The sequence below is a fragment of the Bradyrhizobium lablabi genome (genome assembly GCF_018131005.1).
Classification (GTDB): domain Bacteria; phylum Pseudomonadota; class Alphaproteobacteria; order Rhizobiales; family Xanthobacteraceae; genus Bradyrhizobium; species Bradyrhizobium lablabi_D.
The window spans coordinates 492,206-510,212 of sequence record NZ_JAFCJK010000004.1 but is presented as its reverse complement, the minus strand read 5'-3'; the positions used below and the strand labels follow the sequence as shown (position 1 = coordinate 510,212).

At 63.0% G+C, this 18,007-nt stretch carries 17 protein-coding genes; 11 read left to right on the top strand and 6 right to left on the bottom strand.

The window, feature by feature from the left end:
- Positions 1-280: 280 nt before the first annotated feature.
- Positions 281-814, bottom strand: coding sequence for a homoprotocatechuate degradation operon regulator HpaR (hpaR, locus tag JQ553_RS15380; protein ID WP_212500799.1), 534 nt, complete (start codon positions 812-814; stop codon positions 281-283).
- A gap of 109 nt (positions 815-923) precedes the next feature.
- Here hpaR and hpaH point away from each other — a divergent pair, with 109 nt between their 5' ends.
- From hpaH to JQ553_RS15350, 6 genes are all read left to right on the top strand, one after another.
- A complete protein-coding gene (gene hpaH / locus JQ553_RS15375; RefSeq protein ID WP_212500798.1) occupies positions 924-1,730 on the top strand; it encodes a 2-oxo-hept-4-ene-1,7-dioate hydratase in 807 nt (268 codons plus the stop codon).
- A gap of 27 nt (positions 1,731-1,757) precedes the next feature.
- Positions 1,758-2,156 carry a 5-carboxymethyl-2-hydroxymuconate Delta-isomerase gene (locus JQ553_RS15370; RefSeq protein ID WP_212500797.1) on the top strand — a complete coding sequence of 133 codons (399 nt, stop codon included), beginning with the start codon at positions 1,758-1,760 and terminating at the stop codon, positions 2,154-2,156.
- Positions 2,149-3,699, top strand: coding sequence for a 5-carboxymethyl-2-hydroxymuconate semialdehyde dehydrogenase (gene hpaE, locus JQ553_RS15365; protein WP_212500796.1), 1,551 nt, complete (start codon positions 2,149-2,151; stop codon positions 3,697-3,699). The genes JQ553_RS15370 and hpaE overlap by 8 nt, the downstream gene beginning before the upstream one ends.
- Before the next feature lie 112 nt (positions 3,700-3,811).
- The gene (gene hpaD / locus JQ553_RS15360) at positions 3,812-4,795 is read left to right on the top strand and encodes a 3,4-dihydroxyphenylacetate 2,3-dioxygenase (protein ID WP_212500795.1); all 984 of its coding nucleotides are present in this window, start codon (positions 3,812-3,814) and stop codon (positions 4,793-4,795) included.
- A 9-nt stretch (positions 4,796-4,804) separates the two neighbouring features.
- Positions 4,805-5,677 (top strand): fumarylacetoacetate hydrolase family protein, encoded by an 873-nt coding sequence (locus JQ553_RS15355; protein ID WP_212500794.1) that lies wholly within the window; start codon positions 4,805-4,807, stop codon positions 5,675-5,677.
- Positions 5,678-5,696: 19 nt separating this feature from the next.
- Entirely contained in the window at positions 5,697-7,325 is a 1,629-nt protein-coding gene (locus JQ553_RS15350) for a thiamine pyrophosphate-dependent enzyme (RefSeq protein ID WP_212500793.1), read from the top strand.
- Positions 7,326-7,376: 51 nt separating this feature from the next.
- On the opposite strand, the gene alkB is transcribed toward JQ553_RS15350, so the two are convergent.
- Entirely contained in the window at positions 7,377-8,030 is a 654-nt protein-coding gene (gene alkB / locus JQ553_RS15345; RefSeq protein ID WP_212500792.1) for a DNA oxidative demethylase AlkB, read from the bottom strand.
- A 12-nt stretch (positions 8,031-8,042) separates the two neighbouring features.
- Positions 8,043-8,789, bottom strand: coding sequence for a 2OG-Fe(II) oxygenase (locus tag JQ553_RS15340; RefSeq protein WP_212500791.1), 747 nt, complete (start codon positions 8,787-8,789; stop codon positions 8,043-8,045).
- 248 nt (positions 8,790-9,037) lie between these two features.
- On the opposite strand from JQ553_RS15340, the gene JQ553_RS15335 reads away from it, so the two are divergent.
- Both JQ553_RS15335 and JQ553_RS15330 read left to right on the top strand, forming a co-directional pair.
- Positions 9,038-9,715, top strand: a complete 678-nt coding sequence (locus tag JQ553_RS15335) for a hypothetical protein (protein WP_212500790.1) — start codon at positions 9,038-9,040, stop codon at positions 9,713-9,715.
- Positions 9,716-9,832: 117 nt separating this feature from the next.
- Positions 9,833-12,283: a DUF4238 domain-containing protein gene (locus JQ553_RS15330; RefSeq protein WP_212500789.1), complete on the top strand. Its 2,451-nt coding sequence runs from the start codon at positions 9,833-9,835 to the stop codon at positions 12,281-12,283.
- Between the two features lie 274 nt (positions 12,284-12,557).
- Here the strand turns inward: JQ553_RS15330 and JQ553_RS15325 are convergent, their stop codons facing one another.
- The 3 genes from JQ553_RS15325 to JQ553_RS15315 all read right to left on the bottom strand — a co-directional run bounded on the left by JQ553_RS15325 (position 12,558) and on the right by JQ553_RS15315 (position 15,032).
- Positions 12,558-12,701, bottom strand: coding sequence for a hypothetical protein (locus JQ553_RS15325; protein WP_212500788.1), 144 nt, complete (start codon positions 12,699-12,701; stop codon positions 12,558-12,560).
- 302 nt (positions 12,702-13,003) lie between these two features.
- Entirely contained in the window at positions 13,004-13,690 is a 687-nt protein-coding gene (locus JQ553_RS15320; protein ID WP_212500787.1) for a DUF2848 domain-containing protein, read from the bottom strand.
- Complete coding sequence (locus JQ553_RS15315; RefSeq protein WP_212500786.1) at positions 13,683-15,032, bottom strand: amidase; 1,350 nt, start codon at positions 15,030-15,032, stop codon at positions 13,683-13,685. The genes JQ553_RS15320 and JQ553_RS15315 overlap by 8 nt, the downstream gene beginning before the upstream one ends.
- Before the next feature lie 198 nt (positions 15,033-15,230).
- On the opposite strand from JQ553_RS15315, the gene JQ553_RS15310 reads away from it, so the two are divergent.
- From JQ553_RS15310 to JQ553_RS15300, 3 genes are all read left to right on the top strand, one after another.
- On the top strand, positions 15,231-15,644 hold the full coding sequence (locus JQ553_RS15310) for a Zn-ribbon domain-containing OB-fold protein (RefSeq protein ID WP_212500935.1): 414 nt from the start codon (positions 15,231-15,233) through the stop codon (positions 15,642-15,644).
- Positions 15,645-15,649: 5 nt separating this feature from the next.
- Entirely contained in the window at positions 15,650-16,789 is a 1,140-nt protein-coding gene (locus tag JQ553_RS15305) for a thiolase C-terminal domain-containing protein (protein ID WP_212500785.1), read from the top strand.
- 201 nt (positions 16,790-16,990) lie between these two features.
- On the top strand, positions 16,991-17,905 hold the full coding sequence (locus tag JQ553_RS15300; protein ID WP_212500784.1) for an SDR family oxidoreductase: 915 nt from the start codon (positions 16,991-16,993) through the stop codon (positions 17,903-17,905).
- The last annotated feature ends 102 nt before the right edge of the window (positions 17,906-18,007 follow it).

Genomic DNA, 18,007 nt, shown 5'->3' with positions numbered 1-18,007 from the left:
CCTTGAGGCCGGGCTTCCTTGTCGGCCCTTCTTGGTCTTGGCGCCCCGAAATGCGGGACGCGAAACCGCGAGCGGTCTTAAGGGCTCTCGCGCCCGGAGTAAATTGGTAATGCAATGCGTTCGACTAACAGCCGACGTGCGCCGACGTGACGCCGCTCGAGATGATGAATGACGCACGCTCCTGCTCTATTTCCGCGGAATCTTCGGCGGTCTCGCTGCACAAACGATGAGCAAGAAGCAAGCTATGCGTCCAGCCGCATATCATCATGCAAATTTGTGATCACTCGTCGGCTTCGATTCCGGCGTCATCATGCACCATGCCGGACAGGCTCATCTCAAGCGCGCCCAGCATCTCCTGCAGTTCCGCAAGCCTGCGCGCGCCGTAGCGCTTGGTGATCGCGGCGTAGATCGCTTCCGAGGTCGGCGCTACTGCCTCGATCAGCTTCAAGCCCTTCGCCGAGATCGATACGACGGCGCGTCGCAGATCGGTTGCCGCGGTCTTGCGCTCGATCAACTGGCGCGCCTCGAGATCGCGCAGGATACGCGACAGGCTCGGACCGAGCAGGAACGCCAGATGCGCAAGCTCGGTCACTTCGATCTCGTCGACCGACGTGAGCGCGCGCAGGATTCGCCATTGCTGCTCGGTCAGCCCATGATTGCGCAGCGATGGGCGAAACTGCCGCATCACGGCTTCACGTGCGCGCAGCAGCGACATCGGCAGCGAGCGCGAGAACTCGCGCATCGGCGCGCGGCGCGTCGATCCGGCCTCGGCCTGCCCTCCTCTTATGTCGTTCGACGATTTCTTCCGCGCCATCGCTCCATCCAACGTGCAAACTTTTGCGTTGCAGCATGCGCCAATTCAGTTTGCGGGAATTCACTTAACATGTTAATAATATCCCCGCATCCATTTTTGTGTATGACGCATGGCCCTCTCCCCGGACGAGATCCGCGCAGCCGCCCAGCGGCTCGACAAGGCGGAAACGACCCGCAAGCAGATTCGCCAGCTCTCGCTGGAGCACCCTGGCATCACCATCGAAGATGCGTATGCGATTCAGGAAGCCTGGATCGAGATGAAGGTGGCGCGGGGCCGCGTCGTCAAGGGCCACAAGATCGGCCTGACCTCGAAGGCAATGCAAAGCGCGCTCAATATCAACGAGCCGGATTCCGGCATCCTGCTCGACGACATGTTCTTTGCCGATGGCGGGCTGGTGCCGAGCGACCGCTTCATCGCCACCCGTGTCGAGGCCGAACTTGCCTTCGTGATGAAGCATCGTTTGGCCGGCCCGGACTGCACGCTGTTCGACGTGCTCAACGCCACCGATTTCGTGGTGCCGGCGCTCGAAATCCTCGACACACGTGTCGAGCGGATCGACCCGGTGACGGGGGCGACGCGCAAGATCTTCGACACCATCGCGGACAACGCCGCCAATGCCGGCATCGTGCTCGGCGGCCGGCCGATTCGTCCGCCGGATGCCGATTTGCGCTGGATCGGCGCGCTCTGCTTCCGCAACGGCCAGCTCGAGGAGACCGGCCTTGCCGCCGGCGTGCTGAACCATCCGGCGACCGCGGTGGCCTGGCTCGCCAACAAGATCGCGCCCAACGGCCTTGCGCTCGAGGCCGGCCAGGTCGTGCTCGCAGGCTCCTTCATCCGTCCCATCGAGACCCGCAAAGGCGACACGATTCAAGCCGACTATGGACCTTACGGGTCTGTGAGCTGCTACTTCGCCTGACGCCTCGGCAACTGCAGGAGATCGTTCATGCCGCATTTCACGCTTGAATATTCCGCCAATCTCGACGGCCTCCTCGACATGGACCAGACCGTGGAGGTCGTCCGCGAGGCGGCTGTCGAGACCGGCATCTTCCCGCTCGGCGGCATCCGCGTCCGCGCCGTGAGGTGCGAGCATTATGCAATCGCCGACGGCTGCAACAGCTACGGTTTCCTCGACATGGTGCTGCGGCTCGGCGAAGGCCGCGATCTCGCCACCCGCAAGAAGGCCGGCGAGCACATCTTCAGGGCGCTATCGGCGCATCTCGACCCGGTCTTCGCCAACAGCAAGTTCGCGCTGTCGTTCGACATGCAGATCAACGACAAGGAGACGAGCTGGAAGCGCAACAACATCCACGACGCACTGAAGGCGGAGGCGGTCCATGGATAGAGCCGCCGCGAAATCCACCGACATCTTCCAGGCCAACCGCGACCGCGCGGGTCCTCTGCTCGCGAAATTGAAGGCCGAAGGCATTGGCCACATGATCGACGGCAAGGTCGTGCCCTCGATCTCCGGCCGGTCGTTTGAAACCAGATCGCCGATCGACGGCTCCGTCCTGGCAACGGTAGCGCGCGGCAACGCGGAGGACATCGACCGCGCGGCGACCGCGGCGTCGCTCGCCTTCAAGGCCTGGCGCGATACGCCGGCCGCGATGCGCCGCAAGCTGTTGCATCGCGTTGCCGATGCGATCGAGGATCACGCCGACGACATCGCGGTGCTCGAATGCATCGATACCGGGCAGGCCCATCGGTTCATGGCCAAGGCCGCGATCCGCGCCGCGGAGAACTTCCGTTTCTTCGCCGACAAATGCGCCGAGGCCAGAGACGGCCTCAACATGCCCTCGGACGAGCACTGGAACATCTCGACCCGCGTGCCGATCGGCCCGGTCGGCGTGATCACACCGTGGAACACGCCGTTCATGCTCTCAACCTGGAAGATCGCCCCCGCGCTGGCCGCCGGCTGCACGGTCGTGCACAAGCCGGCGGAATGGTCGCCGGTCACCGCCGATCTCCTGGTCAAGCTCGCGAAGCAGGCCGGCATTCCCGACGGCGTGCTCAACACCGTGCACGGATTTGGCGAAGAGGCCGGCAAGGCGCTGACCGAACATGCCGCGATCAAGGCAATCGGCTTCGTCGGCGAGAGCGCGACGGGTTCGGCGATCATGGCGCAGGGCGCGCCGACGCTGAAGCGGGTGCATTTCGAGCTCGGCGGCAAGAACCCGGTGATCGTGTTCGACGATGCCGATCTCGACCGCGCGCTCGACGCAGTGGTGTTCATGATCTACTCGCTCAACGGAGAGCGCTGCACGTCGTCGAGCCGCCTCCTGGTCCAGCAGGGCATAGCCGACAGCTTCATCGAGAAGCTCGCAGCCCGGGTGAAGGCGTTGAAGGTCGGCCATCCGCTCGATCCCGCAACCGAGATCGGACCGCTGATCCACGAGCGGCATCTCGCAAAGGTCTGCAGCTATTTCGAGGTTGCAAGGAAGGACGGCGCGACCATTGCGGTCGGCGGCAGGCCGCATGACGGCCCGGGCGGCGGCCATTATGTGCAGCCGACCCTCGTCACCGGTGCGCATTCCAAGATGCGCGTCGCGCAGGAAGAGGTATTCGGGCCGTTTTTGACCGTGATCCCGTTCCGCGACGAGGCGGAGGCGATCGAGATCGCGAACGGCGTGAACTACGGGCTGACCGGCTATGTCTGGACCGGCGAGATGGGCCGCGCGCTGCGCGTTGCCGACGCGCTGGAAGCCGGCATGATCTGGCTCAATTCGGAAAACGTCCGCCATCTGCCGACGCCGTTCGGCGGCATGAAGTCGTCGGGCATCGGCCGGGACGGCGGCGACTACTCGTTCGATTTCTACATGGAGACCAAGCACGTCTCGCTCGCGCGCGGGACGCACAAGATTCAGAAATTGGGAATTCCCTCATCCTGAGGAGCGGCGTCAGCCCGCGTCTCGAAGGATGAGGCTACCGACCTTGCCTCATGGTTCGAGATGGCGCTGATGCGCCTCGGCATGAGGAAACAACACTTTGAGGAAAAGTCCCATGCCCGTTCCGCAGCACGTCTTCGATCCGCCGTTCAACATCATCCGCTCCAGCCATGTCGTGCTCGACGTCACGGATTTAAACGCGAGCGCCGCCTTCTATGAGAACACGATCGGGCTCCATGTCGAGGATCGCGACGACAAGGCGGTCTACCTGCGCGCCAGCGAGGAGCACCAGCACCATTCCGTGGTGCTGCGCAAGGCGCAGAAGGCGGCGTGCAACCGGCTCGGCTTCAAGGTCGGCAATGACGGCGACCTCGACAAGGCCGCCTCCTTCTTCTCTGGGAACGGCATTGCCCACGCCTTCGCCGAGCAGCCGTTCCAGGGCCGCACCCTGCAATTCACCGATCCGTTCGGCTTCCAGATCGAGCTCTATGCGGCGATGGAGAAGCGACCGCATCTGCTCAGGCGCTATGACCTCTACAAGGGCTGTCATCCCCAGCGGCTCGACCATTTCAACGTGTTCGCCGCCGAGGTGCAGGACACGGTCGACTTCTACGCCCGGCTCGGCTTCCGTGTCACCGAATATGCCGAGGAGGACGGAGACAACGGCCGCATCGCCGCCGCCTGGATGCATCGCAAGGGCAACGTCCACGACTTCGCCATCACCAACGGCAAGGGCCCTCGCCTGCATCACATCGCCTATTGGGTGCCGACCGCGATGAACATCATCCATCTCTGCGACGTGATGGCGACCAGCGGCTTCCTGAAGAATATCGAGCGGGGGCCCGGACGGCACGGCATCTCGAACGCGTTCTTCCTCTATATCCGCGATCCCGACGGCCATCGCATCGAGCTCTACACCAGCGACTACTTCACCGGAGATCACGATCACGCGCCGCTGCGCTGGTCGCTGCGCGATCCGCGCCGCCAGACGCTGTGGGGCGCGCCGGCGCCACGCTCCTGGTTCGAGGAGGGCTCGCCGTTCACGGGACAGGCGGTACGCGAACCGCACTTCGTCGCCGACGTGCTCGTTGCGGATTGAGGAATCGCGATGCCTGCACCTCGTCTCGCCACCTACGCCGTCAACGGCGCCACGCGTTACGGCGCCGTGACCGACGCCGGCATCGTCGATCTCTCCGCACGCTTCGCGGGCGACTATCCGACGCTGCGCGAGGCGATCGCGGCCGGCGCGCTGATGAGGCTCGCCGAGCACGCCGCCGGCCGCGCGGCGGACCACGCGCTCGACGCGATCGCCTGGCAGCCGCCGATCCCGGCGCCGGAGAAGATCATCTGCATCGGCGTCAACTATCCGGACCGCAATGCCGAATACAAGGACGGTTCGGATGCACCGAAATATCCGAGCATGTTCCTGCGCGTGCCGCGCTCCTTTGTCGGACACAACACCCCCGTGGTGCGCCCGCGCGCGTCACCGCAACTCGACTACGAAGGCGAACTGGTGCTGATCATCGGCAAGGCCGGCCGGCACATTGCGGAGAGTGCCGCGCTCGATCACGTCGCAGCGATCACCCTGTGCAACGAAGGCACCATCCGCGATTGGGTGCGTCACGCAAAATTCAACGTCACCCAGGGCAAGAACTTCGACTCCACCGGCAGCCTCGGGCCCTGGATCGTACCGTACACCAATGAAGCAGAGATCGCCGACATCCGCCTGACCACGCGGGTCAACGGCGAGACGCGGCAGGACGACCGCACCTCGCGGTTGATTTTCGGCTTCCGCTATCTCATCAACTACATTTCGACCTTCACGACGCTGGTCCCTGGCGACATCATCGTCACGGGTACGCCGACCGGGGCCGGCGCGCGGTTCGATCCACCGCGCTATCTGAAACCCGGCGACATCGTCGAGGTCGAGGCCGAGGGCGTCGGCACTTTACGCAATGGCGTCGTTGACGAAACCAGCTGACAAACGAGTGGACAGTGCCATGACCTCAACATCCGGCGGCGAAGCGATCGTCAACGGCCTCGTCGCCCACGGTGTCGACACCGTGTTCGGCCTTCCGGGCGCACAGATTTACGGTCTGTTCGATGCATTCCACCAGGCGCAGCTCAAGGTGATCGGCGCGCGGCACGAGCAGGCCTGTGGCTACATGGCGTTCGGCTATGCCCGATCAAGCGGCCGGCCCGGCGTGTTCAGCGTCGTGCCCGGCCCAGGCGTGCTCAATGCGTCGGCTGCGCTCTTGACCGCGTTCGGCTGCAACGAGCCGGTGCTCTGCCTGACCGGACAGGTCCCGACGCAGTTCCTGGGCAAGGGCCGCGGCCATCTGCACGAAATGCCGGACCAGCTCGCGACGCTACGCACCTTCGTGAAATGGGCCGACCGCGCCGAATATCCCGATATTGCGCCGGCGATGGTCTCGCGCGCGTTCCAGGAAATGCTGTCGGGCCGGCGCGGCCCGGCGTCGCTGGAAATGCCGTGGGATGTCTTCACCCAGCGTGCGCAGGTTGCGCCCGTCAAGCCGTTCGATCCGCTGCCCGCGCCGCAGCCCGATCCTGACCGGATCAAGGCCGCCACAGACGTGATTGCGGGCAGCAAGACGCCGATGATCTTCGTCGGCAGCGGCGCGATCGAGGCAGGCGAGGAGATTTTGCAGCTTGCCGAAATGATCGACGCGCCCGTGGTGGCGTTCCGCAGCGGCCGCGGCATCGTCTCGAATGCGCACGAGCTTGGGCTGACGATGGCGGCTGCCTACCGGCTGTGGCCGAAGACAGATCTGATGATCGGCATCGGCACCCGTCTGGAGCTGCCGACGATGTCGCGCTGGCCTTACCGCCCCGACGGGCTGAAATGCGTACGGATCGATATCGATCCCGTCGAAATGCGGCGATGGCCGGCGGATGCCGCCGTGGTCGCCGATGCGAAGGCTGCGACCGCAGATCTTGTCGCCGCCGTGCGCAAGGCCGGCTACCGCAAGACCTCGGGCCGTCGCGCCGCGATCCGCGAGGCGACGGCCGCGGCGGAGCACGAGATCCAGCGCATTCAGCCGCAAATGGCCTACCTGAAAATCCTGCGCGAGGTGCTGCCGGCGAACGCCGTCGTCACCGACGAGCTGTCGCAGGTCGGTTTCGCCTCCTGGTACGGCTTTCCGATCTATGAGCCGCGCACCTTTGTGACCTCGGGCTATCAGGGCACGCTCGGCTCCGGCTTTCCGACCGCGCTCGGCGCCAAGGTCGCCAACCCGAACAGGCCGGTGGTCGCGATCACCGGCGACGGCGGTTTCATGTTCGGCGTGCAGGAACTTTCGACCGCCGTGCAGTTCAAGATCGGCGTCGTCACGCTCGTCTTCAACAACAATGCCTATGGCAATGTTCGCCGCGACCAGCGTGAGCGCTTCGATGGCCGTGTCGTCGCCTCCGACCTCGTCAATCCTGACTTCGTCAAGCTCGCCGAATCCTTCGGCGCGGGAGCTTCGCGCGTCACCTCGCCCGACCACTTCCGTCCCGTGCTGGAGAAGGCGTTGGCCGACGGCGGGCCTTACGTGATTTCCGTGGAAGTGCCAACCGATTCCGAAGTCAGCCCATGGGCGTTCATCCATCCGGCGAGGAACGACTGACGCGACGCTGGCGCGGTCCGGCACGCCACCGGTCTGCCGGCTGACGACGTCTCAGCGCACCTTGCGAAAGGTCAGGTTGATGCGCTGGCGGCCCAGTACCCCGTGCTCGCCATCGGCGAGCGGTGCGATGCCGTGGAAGAACAATCGCGACGGCCCTCCCCACACCGCGACGTCGCCGTGTTCCAGGCGGTAGCGGCGCGGCGTGTCGCTGCGCCTCAGGCCGCCGAACAGGAAGACCGCCGGCAGCCCGAGCGACACCGAGACGATGGGCGCGGAGAAATCGAGTTCGTCCTTGTCCTGATGCAGCGACAGCTTTGCGCCGGGCACATAGCGGTTGATCAGGCAGGCGTCGGGAGCAAAGCGCTCGAAGCCGGCCTCGTTCGCGGCATCGGCGGCGAGCTTGCCGAGAACCGGCGGCATCGCCGGCCAACGCTGTCCCGAATCCGGATCGATGGCGTCATAACGATAGCCGCGACGGTCCGAGACCCAGCCGACGCTGCCGCAATTGGTCATCGCAACCGACATCGTATGGCCGCCGGGCGTGACCAGATTGCGGAACGGCGCCTGCTTGATGATGACCCGCAAGGCCGGGACCAGCTCGGCTTCGACGGGTCTGGCAAAACCGCGCAGCAATACCGCTCCCTCCGCCATCGTTTCGCGGGCGGGCCGTGCATCGCCAATGGTCTCGAACAGATCCGCAGTCACGCCTGTCCGCTTTCACTTCGCATCGTGGAAGATCACACCAACCGTGTGGCGATGACCCGAGCGGATCCGGCTGACGCCATGGCGCAGATTGACCCGATAGACGCCGCGCGTCCCCTGCACCGGGCGGTGATGCACGGCAAACGCCACGGCGTCGCCTTGCGCCAGCGGCACCACTTCAGGCCGCGACTGCATACGCGGCCGCTGCTCAGTCAGCACGAACTCGCCTCCGGTGAAATCGCGCCCCGGCTGCGACAGCAGGATTGCGACCTGGATCGGGAACACGTGCTCGCCGTAGAGATCCTGGTGCAGGCAATTGTAGTCGCCCTCGCCATATTGCAGCAGCAGCGGCGTCGGCCGCGTCTGCCCGGCATCGTGACAGCGTTTCAGGAACGCCGCATGCGACGCGGGATAATTGATATCGATCCCCATCGCCTGGTTCCAGCGATTGGCGACGCCTGTGAGCCGCGCGTAGAGCGCCGGCCGCAACTCCGCGATCAGGCCGGGCAACGGATAGGAGAAATATTTGTACTCGCCGCGGCCGAAACCGTGCCGGCCCATCACGATCTTGCTGCGGAAGTGGCTGTCATCCGGATAGAGCGCCGCCAGCGCGTCGCATTCCTGCGGCGTCAGCAAACCCTCGAGAACGGCGCAGCCCTGCGCGTCAAGGTCGGCGGCGACCTGCTCCCAGTCGAGCGCGTCGACGCGGGCGGGGATACCGGTTGGGACCGCGTGCGCGGCGATTTTGGCGGTGGCTTTCATGAAGCGGACTTTCGCGCATGATCGTGGCTGGCGCCACCCGATTTCCGCAGGAACGTGCCCCGCACAGTCCGACAACCTCTGCTGTCGTCCCGGCGGAAGCAGGGACCCACAATTTGTGTTTTGCTACTTGGTGAAGCCTCCTGACGCCAACAAAACCCTATCAAAACAGGGAGTTTGTTGCCAAGCTGTTGTTCTCTTGGTAGGGGCAGATCAGTCGGATTTCACCAAGTTGGGGCCCGGGCATCGGCTTGCCGCCGCTGCACAGGCTGCGGCCGCGGACGGGCAAGCTGGGCGTCGAGGACCTTCGAAAGCTGTGGCTCGGTCTGGATCAGACCGACCTGCCTTGCCATCCCATCATTGCCGTGCCGATCAAGTTCATGATCGCCACCATGCTGCGGTCGTGTGAGGTGCGCCACGCCCGGAAGGACGAGGTCATGCAGCACGAGGAGGCCGCTGTGTATCATGTGCCGTTGAAGCATGTGAAGGGCCGCCGTCACTTGCAGGTGCCGCTGACCAAAACGAAGGCCGCCAATCGCCCCCATATCTCAGCCTACCTGTTCACCGTCGACGGCGGCGGCGGCAACCATGGCGCGGGCCCTGCGCGGCGTGAGGTACAAGGCAAAGTCTGGCAGCGCGGCATCTGCGAGTGGCTGAGCATCCAGAAGGTGACGCCCCACGATCTGCGGCACACCGCCGCCCATCTGACGCAGGTGAATGCCAAGCAGCCAAAGGCGAAGATCGCGCTCTGTCTGGATCACAGCTCGGATGAGGCCGCTTCGCAGCTAACCGACGAGAGCTGTGTGCAGAGCCAGCATTTGAGCGAAAAGCTGGAGGTGCTGACGGCATGGGAGACGGTGCTGCAGGACATCATCGCGGGCAAGGTGACCGACAGCGCGAAGGTGATGCCGCTGAATCTGGCGGCCTGATTGATCTGAGGGGGCGCGAAAGGGTAGGGCTGGTCGCGCGCCAAAAACAGATTCTCGTGGACACACGCCAGAAGGCTATTGCGCGAATAAGCGGCAGTGTTGCACAACTATGGAGCGATGTCGAAGACAAGGAACAATCATTACGTACCGCAATGGTATCAGCACGGTTTCTTTGAATTAGGCCGCAATACGCTGGCCTATCTCGACCTTACCCCCCCTGAAAAAGTTCTCGATGACGGTCGCATAATTTCTGGGCGTGCCCTATTCGACGCACCCACCTCTCGCTCTTTTTACGAGACGGATTTGTATTCCACGTTCTTCGGAACATCCGTCAACGACGAGATTGAGCGCCGTCTTTTTGGCGACATTGATCGCAGGGGATCAAAAGCCCTTAAGGCTTTTGCGGGCACTGCCGTCGGCGAGTGGCACGACCAATTTCATACGCTTTTCGAATACATCGACATCCAGAAAATTCGTACCCCAAAAGGACTGGACTGGCTGAAGGCTCAGTATCCCACACTTACACAAAACGAGCTGATGTTCGAGATGCAAGGCATCCGCATGATGCATTGCACGATCTGGACAGAAGGTGTCCGCGAAATAGTCTCTGCCGAGGACGCCGACGTAAAGTTCATCATCAGCGATCACCCGGTAACAATCTACAATCACGCGGCTCCGCCTGACTCGCGGATATGTGCTTACCCGCATGATCCGGCAATCGCACTAAAGGCATCGCAGACTATCTTTCCGCTATCCCGAGACTTCTGCGTAATTCTCACGAACTTAGAGTACGCAAAGGACCCTTCAACTAGCCCGCTCGATAAGCGGACCTTCGCGCGCAACTACCGGAATTCGATGGTTCGGACGGATGCTTTCATCCGCACGCGAAAACTCTCGGGACAAGAAGTCGCACGGATCAACTATATCCTGAAGGCGCGGGCACGCCGTTATATCGCTGCTGGTCGCAAGGAATGGCTCTATCCAGAGGTGGTCGTGTCCGATCCTTGGTGTGAGCTGCGGAAGACCTTGCTGCCGCCAAAGGATGAGATGTGGTACTTCGGCGGCGAGATGTTCGCGCAATTCGAGAGCGGTCATGTCCACTATCAGGACGAGTTCGGCAGGACAGAGAAGCAACGCGAATTCTTAAAGAAGGATCCGCCGATTGGGCCATTACGCCCAAATGATTTGTGCGGCTGCGGATACGGACGGTCCTTCAAAGCATGCTGCGAATCAAAGCCCATCGCGCTACGCCCTACATGGAGCGAGCGCAGCATACGCGAACGAAATCTGATGCTGTACAATGGCATCATGAATGTCCTGGACCTGGGACCGGACAAAGACTGGGTAACGGTTCGACGCGAGCTAACTGATAAAAAGATCGGCGAAATATATCATCTCTATGAAGCGTTATGGCCTCTAGAGACTGACCTATTCCAGCTGCTTCCAAAACCCGACGGTATGGCCCGAGCAGTCTATACAGGCTCCATTCACCCCACGACTATCACCGACTTCGCGCTTGGAGCGTCTCTTTATTTCGGCGAGTTGCTCGTAGAGCACCCTTTTATACATGCGGGAACGGTCAAAAAGGAGTTCAGTCCGGTCGAAAACCCGAGGACCTACCGCCAGGAATTTCTCAAGACTGTCGTTTTCTTTCTCACTGTCATGCCATTGGTCGAGCGAGGTCTGGTTAACCTGATCCCCAACATCTGTGACTTCGATGCACATCTCCGTGATCAGATGTTGCACATGGCGAGGGCTAGGTCTGCCGGAACAAAATTTGACCCGCATGCAGACACTCGCCTCCAAGAACTCGCGAAGGACGATTTTAAACGAAGCATCATGTCGTTGCCGCGAGATGCACTGCGGTCCCAGTTGCTGAACGGCTCGCCACCGGGCCTAGACAAGGTAAACATCGAGGAGGCTCTAACGGGCGTCGAACGGCTCAGGGAGCGTGACCCGCTGGCCGTTCTGCAAGAAGATTCGTTGTCTGGTGGCAAGGAAGGTGGCCAGTTCAACGTGATGAAGTTTGCTCCGAATTTCGAGATCGCGATGTATCTGGCACAAGCGACAGGCTCCTGCGTCGTGACCGATACTCTCTTTCGCTGGAAGGAAATTAAGAGAGCCATCTATCAGCGGTTGGGGAGGTCAAACAATCTTTCCGCGCTCACGCACGGCATCGAAAGTTCCGTATTTGCCTTTCCTCAGAACGCAGAGGACATCGACACATTGATGTCGGACAAAACCTTAGCTGCCTATCCCGCATTGATGCGCGACGTTTTTAAATATCTTTCGAAGCTCGTTGAGCGCGGGCCGAGGCCGAACGTAGAGAGACAACTTGCCGCCCGTTTCATCCGGGCACACATCCCAGCTCAGACTGCGGTTAAAAAGGCACGTATGCCTGTCAGGAAGGCTCGAATTGCGTGCGCTTTCCCGCACGGAGGCATCCAGCATAATAACGTGAGCCGCCTTCTTCTGATGTCGAGTTCGGAAAATTATCTATCGAGTGTCCCCATGGCGTTCTTTATTGATGGCGCGGGCTCGCGCGGGAGCAACCTGCAAACTCGGTGAACTAGTTCAATGTCTCACAAGCCTAGGTATACCCGAACCTGTGTATCTGACAGGGGCGGTCCCGCTTTCCTTCCGGGATGTATTCGATCCTGTCCTTCCCTATGAAGGCTCCCTTAATCTCAAAGTCGCCGCCGGTGAAGGACCGCCGCCACGGGGCCCCCTGTGCAAATGCATCCTGCTCGCCTCGCTCCCAGCGCACCACCTTAAGCTGGTCACCCACAAAGGTTTGCTATCTTCGTCTCGTTCTCGCGGCCAGACCTTGGCCCATCCGCCGTCAAGTGAGGCCCTCCAGCCTCTCGATCAGCCATGCCTTGGAGAACGGCTTCGTCAGGTATTCGCGCACCAAAGGGACCCACTCGCTGGCGATGATCTCGATGATCTCGGTTTCATCAGTCGCGAGAGGGAGTAGTGCGATCATCGGAGCCACCCGGGCTTTGGTCGTCGCCGCCAGAGCCTATGGCCGATCACCGGCTTTGCAAGTGGACCGATATGGAGCCTAATTGGAGCCCGGCCGATCAAGCCAAGGCTCCTTCCCGTTGCCGAGAAACCGTGGAGATGCTTGCGTTACAGCGGTTTCTTACGGTTAAACTGACCTGAACTTAGCCCTTGAAACAGGGACCCATAACCACCGCCGTTAGTAACGTGCTGGGGCACAGCCTCGAATCCACATGGCCCTGTGGTTATGGGTCCCGCGCGGGGACGACCGGTTCAGAGAGAGGCTCAGCCGCGCACCGGCAAGGTGATCACGTCATAACCGTGCCGGATCATCCGCTTCCGCACCGGGTCCGCCAGCTCGAACTCGAAGCGGCTCGCCGGGCGGATGCCGCCCTTGGCGGCAAAGGTACCACCGAACATCGCGCAGCCGTCGGGCAGGCCCGCCTCGCCGAAGCCGCGCGCGATCAACTCCTTCACCGGCAGCATGCCGGCGAGCGTACCTTCCTGGTAGAGCACGCGCTGGCCGCCGATCACGGCCCAGGAGCGCAGGATCATCTGATCCCAATGATCGATCACGTCCTCGAGCTCCCACAGCTCGCACGCGATCGGCTTGTCGCACATCTGTTTTGACACCGTCACGCTGTAGCTCTCGACCTTTCGATCGGTATGATCGGAGCCGCAACCGACGAAGATGCGGCCCTGCCAGCCGATCAGCACGAACTCGACCTCGCCGCTCGTCTCCTCGCCGCAAACCTCGATGGTGTCGGCAAAGCTCAACCGCCGCGCCGAGCAGCAGTAATAGATCGGCGTGGTCGCGGGCCGCGCGATGCCGATCGCCTCGAGCTCGGCGATATGCCTGTCGCGAGCAACGGGATCGCGGCCGGTCCAGCCCGCGATCACGGCCCGGTTGATTTCGAGCGTCAGCGGGGTCGCCGCGCCCTTGTCGTCGACGGTGAAGGTGAGGTCATACACGGATGACGGTCTCCATTCCTGCAGCGAGCTCGAAGATGCGGCGATCCGATCCGCCCGCCGCCGCGAGCATCAGGCCGACCGGCACCTCGCCCTCGCGATGCGCCGGCAGCGAGATGGCGCAGCCGTCGAACACGTTGATCAGCGTGCAGTTGCGCAGCGCGCGCAAATTCTCGGTGGTGAACGCCTTGTCGTCGGCAAGGGCTGTGATGGCCGGTGGCGTGTTGGCGGTGGTCGGCAGCACCATCGCGTCATACGGCGCGATGCGCCGCTCGGTCCGCGCGATGAAGGAACGGCGGGCGTTGAGGAGATCGATGTAGTCGGCCGCCGGGAAGCCTTCGCCACGCAAGATACGCACCGAGACGCGGGGATCGTAGACATCGCCCTTGCTCGCGATCAGGAAGCGGTGCCAGGCATAGCTTTCGGCCGCCGCAAAGCCACCCTTGGTCTGCATCACGCCGACATCGAGCAGTTCCGGTAGTTCGATCCGTTCGACCAGCGCGCCCGCGCGCGACAAAGTCGCCAACGCACGCTCGAACGTTTCCGCGACCGCATCATCGAGGTCATCGAGCGCCACGGTCATAGGTACCGCAAGCCGCATGCCCTTCACCGGCCGCGGCACAAGCGACCTCACCGGCTCGTCCGCGAGCACGGCATCGAGCGTCGCACAGCAGGCAACCGAATTCGCGAGCGGCCCGTAGCTGTCGAGCGTGAACGAGAGCGGCACGCCGCCATCAAGGGGAATACGCCGTTGCGTCGGCTTGTATCCGACAATGCCGTTGAAGGCGGCGGGGATGCGGCACGAGCCACCAGTGTCGGTGCCGAGCGCGCCAAAGGCCATCGCATCGGCGACCGACACCGCCGCACCGGAGGACGAGCCGCCCGGCACGTGTCCGACGCTTCGATTCCACGCACTTTTCGGCGTGCCGTAATGCGGATTGATGCCGATGCCGGAATACGCGAACTCAGTCATGTTGGTCCGACCGATCACGATGAAGCCGGCGCGGCGCAGGCGCGCCACGACAGGCGCATCGGCGTCCGCAGGCGCGGAGTCGTCGAGCGCCCGCGAGCCCGCGCGCGTAACCTGCCCCTTGATGTCGAACAAATCCTTGATCGAGACCGGGATGCCGGCGTAGGGCGACGGCGCCGCGTGCGCCTTACGCAACCGGTCCATCGCATCGGCGGCCTCGAGCGCCGCATCCTTGTCGACGTGGATAAAGGTACGCTGGCCCTCACCCGCGGGGTCAGCGATTTTGGCCAGGCATTGATCGACCAGCTTGCGGGAAGAGATCGTGCCATTGGCGAGATCGGCGGCGAGAGAGGCGAGTGTCGGATTTTTCGGCATGGCGTTCCGTTGATGTTTTCTTGCGGCGTCGTGCTCCAGGCAATTTGCCGTGCCGCGGACTATCGTCGATGACGCCTTGGCATACAAGCGCCCTCACCGGTCGGCATACCGCCATGCGGCAACGCTGCTGGACCGTTGACCGGGAATGGAAGATTGTCGCATCAAGATCGCAAATATCTCCTGGGAGGACATGCCGACATGGCCGAGGCTGCGCGCGCCAAACCGAAACCGACGCCGGAAACCCAGCACTTCTGGGACGGCACGAAGGCGGGCGAGCTACGCCTGCAGCGCTGCGATGCCTGCGCCAATGTCTACTTCCCGCCGCGGCCGTTCTGCCCATCCTGCGCCTCGCGCAAGGTCAGCATGTTCAAGGCGAGCGGCAGGGGCAGACTCTACAGCTACGTCATCAATCACCGTCCCGCCGCCCCCGGCTTCACGCCGCCCTACGCCATTGCGGTGGTCGAGCTCGACGAAGGCCCGCGCATGATGAGCAACGTCATCGATTGCCCGCAGACGCCGGAGGCGCTCGAGCTCGACATGCGGCTCGAGGTCGCCTTCGAGCCGCTCGACGACAAAATCACCCTTCCCCTGTTCCGCCCGGCGAAGGGGTAAGCACGATGCGCAGGAACCAGGTTGCCGTCGTCGGCGCGGCTGAAACAACCGAACTCGGTGTCATACCGAACATGTCGCAGATCCAGCTTCACGCGGACGCGGCGCTGAACGCGATCGAGGATGCGGGGCTGAAGCTCTCCGACATCGACGGGTTCGCTACCGCGGTCGAGACCCCGCAGCAGATCGCGCATTATCTCGGCATCACGCCGACCTGGGTCGACGGCACCTCGGTCGGCGGCTGCTCCTTCATGCTGCATGTCCGCCATGCGGCGGCTGCGATCGAGGCCGGGCTTTGCAAGACCGTGCTGATCACGCACGCCGAAAGCGGCAAGTCGATGATCGGCAAGCAGCCGCGCTCGATTCCCGCCGACAGCCTGCAGGGCCAGTTCGAGGCGCCGTTCGGCGTGTACGGGCCGCCCAGCATGTTCCCGATTCCGGTGCTGCGCTTCATGAAGACCCACGGCATCACCCATGAACAACTCGCCATGGTCGCGGTCGTCCAGCGCGAATGGGCGGCGAGGAATCCTCGCGCGACGATGAAGGACCCGATCACGGTCGCCGACGTGCTCAACTCGCGAATGATCGCCTACCCTTTCCGCCTGCTGCAGTGCTGCCTCGTCACCGATGGCGGAGGCGCGCTGATCCTGACCTCCGCCGAACGCGCCAGGGACTTCCCGAGAAAGCCGGTCTATATCCTCGGCACCGGCGAGAGCGTGGAAACGCCGATGGTCAGCCAGATGAAGACGTTCGACTCCTCGTGCGCCTTCAAGGTCGCAGGGCCATTGGCCTTCAAGGAGGCCGGCATCACCCACAAGGACGTCGATCACCTGATGATCTACGATGCGTTTGCGCATCTGCCGCTCTATGGCCTCGGCGATCTCGGCTTCATGCCCCATGAGGAGACCGGCAAGTTCATCGCCGACGGCAATACCCGGCCCGGCGGCAAGCTGCCGCTCAACACCAACGGCGGGGGCTTGAGCTACATGCACTCCGGCATGTACGGCATGTATGCGCTCCAGGAGAGCGTGCGGCAGATGCGCGGCATCGCGCCGGCGCAGGTGCCGAATGCGAAGATTTCGGTCTGCCACGGCGTCGGCGGGATGTTCGCCGCAAGTGGCACGATCATCTTTACGAACGAGAAATGAGTGAGCGGCCGCCTCTCCCTCTCCCCGCTCTTTGCGGGGTCGAGTCGAGCGAAGCTCGCTCTTAGAGGGTTGGGGTGAAGAGCTCTTTCGGCAGATGCGAACTCGCGGATAGTCCCCCTCACCCGGATCGCATCTTCGATGCGATCCGACCTCTCCCCGCAAGCGGGGCGAGGTAAGAAGCAGCAGAATCGGGAGAACCACATGGCAAAATCACTGCAGGACAAGGTCATCATCGTCACCGGAGCGGGCCGCGGCATCGGCCGCGAGATCGCGCTGCTCTGCGCCGCCGAAGGCGCCAAGGTCGTGGTCAACGATCCCGGCGGCGCCGCCGACGGCGCCGGATCGAATGCTGCGCCCGCCGAGGAAGTGGTCCAGGAGATCAAGAAACGCGGCGGCACCGCGGTCGCCAATTTCGAGTCGGTGGCGGAAGCGATCCCCGCAAGCAAGATCGTCAAGACCGCGACGGACCATTTCGGCCGGCTCGACGGCGTCGTCAACAATGCCGGCATTCTGCGCGACATGATCTTCCACAAGATGAGCGTGGAGGCGTTCGAGGCCGTCATCAAGGTGCACCTGATGGGCTCGTTCTATGTCAGCCACGCCGCGGCCCGGCTGTTCCGCGAGCAGGAAAGCGGCTCGTTCGTGCACTTCACCTCGACCTCGGGTCTGGTCGGCAATTTCGGCCAGGCCAATTACGCCGCCGCCAAACTCGGCATCGTCGGCCTGTCGAAGTCGATCGCGCTCGACATGGGCCGTTTCAACGTGCGCTCGAACTGTGTCTCGCCCTTCGCGTGGACGCGCATGATCGGCACCATCCCGACCGAGACCGAGGCCGAGAAGGCCCGCGTGGCGAAGATCCAGCAGATGGGGCCGGAGAAGATCGCGCCGGTCTGCGCATATCTGCTCAGCGATGCCGCAAAGGAGGTGACCGGACAGATCTTCGGCGTGCGCATGAATGAGATCTTCCTGATGAGCCAGTCGCGCCCGATTCGCTCGGTGCATCGCGGCGAAGGCTGGACGCCCGAAACCATCGCCGAGCACGGCATGCCGGCGCTGAAGGGCTCATTCTACAAGCTCGACCGCTCGGCCGATGTCTTCACCTGGGATCCGATCTGACAGTTTTTACGAAAAGTCGTCCCGGCAGCTCGCCGGGACGGCACACTGTTCGATTGCTTTACCGGAACTCGCCCGCTTTATGCCAGATTGCGGGCGCATGAA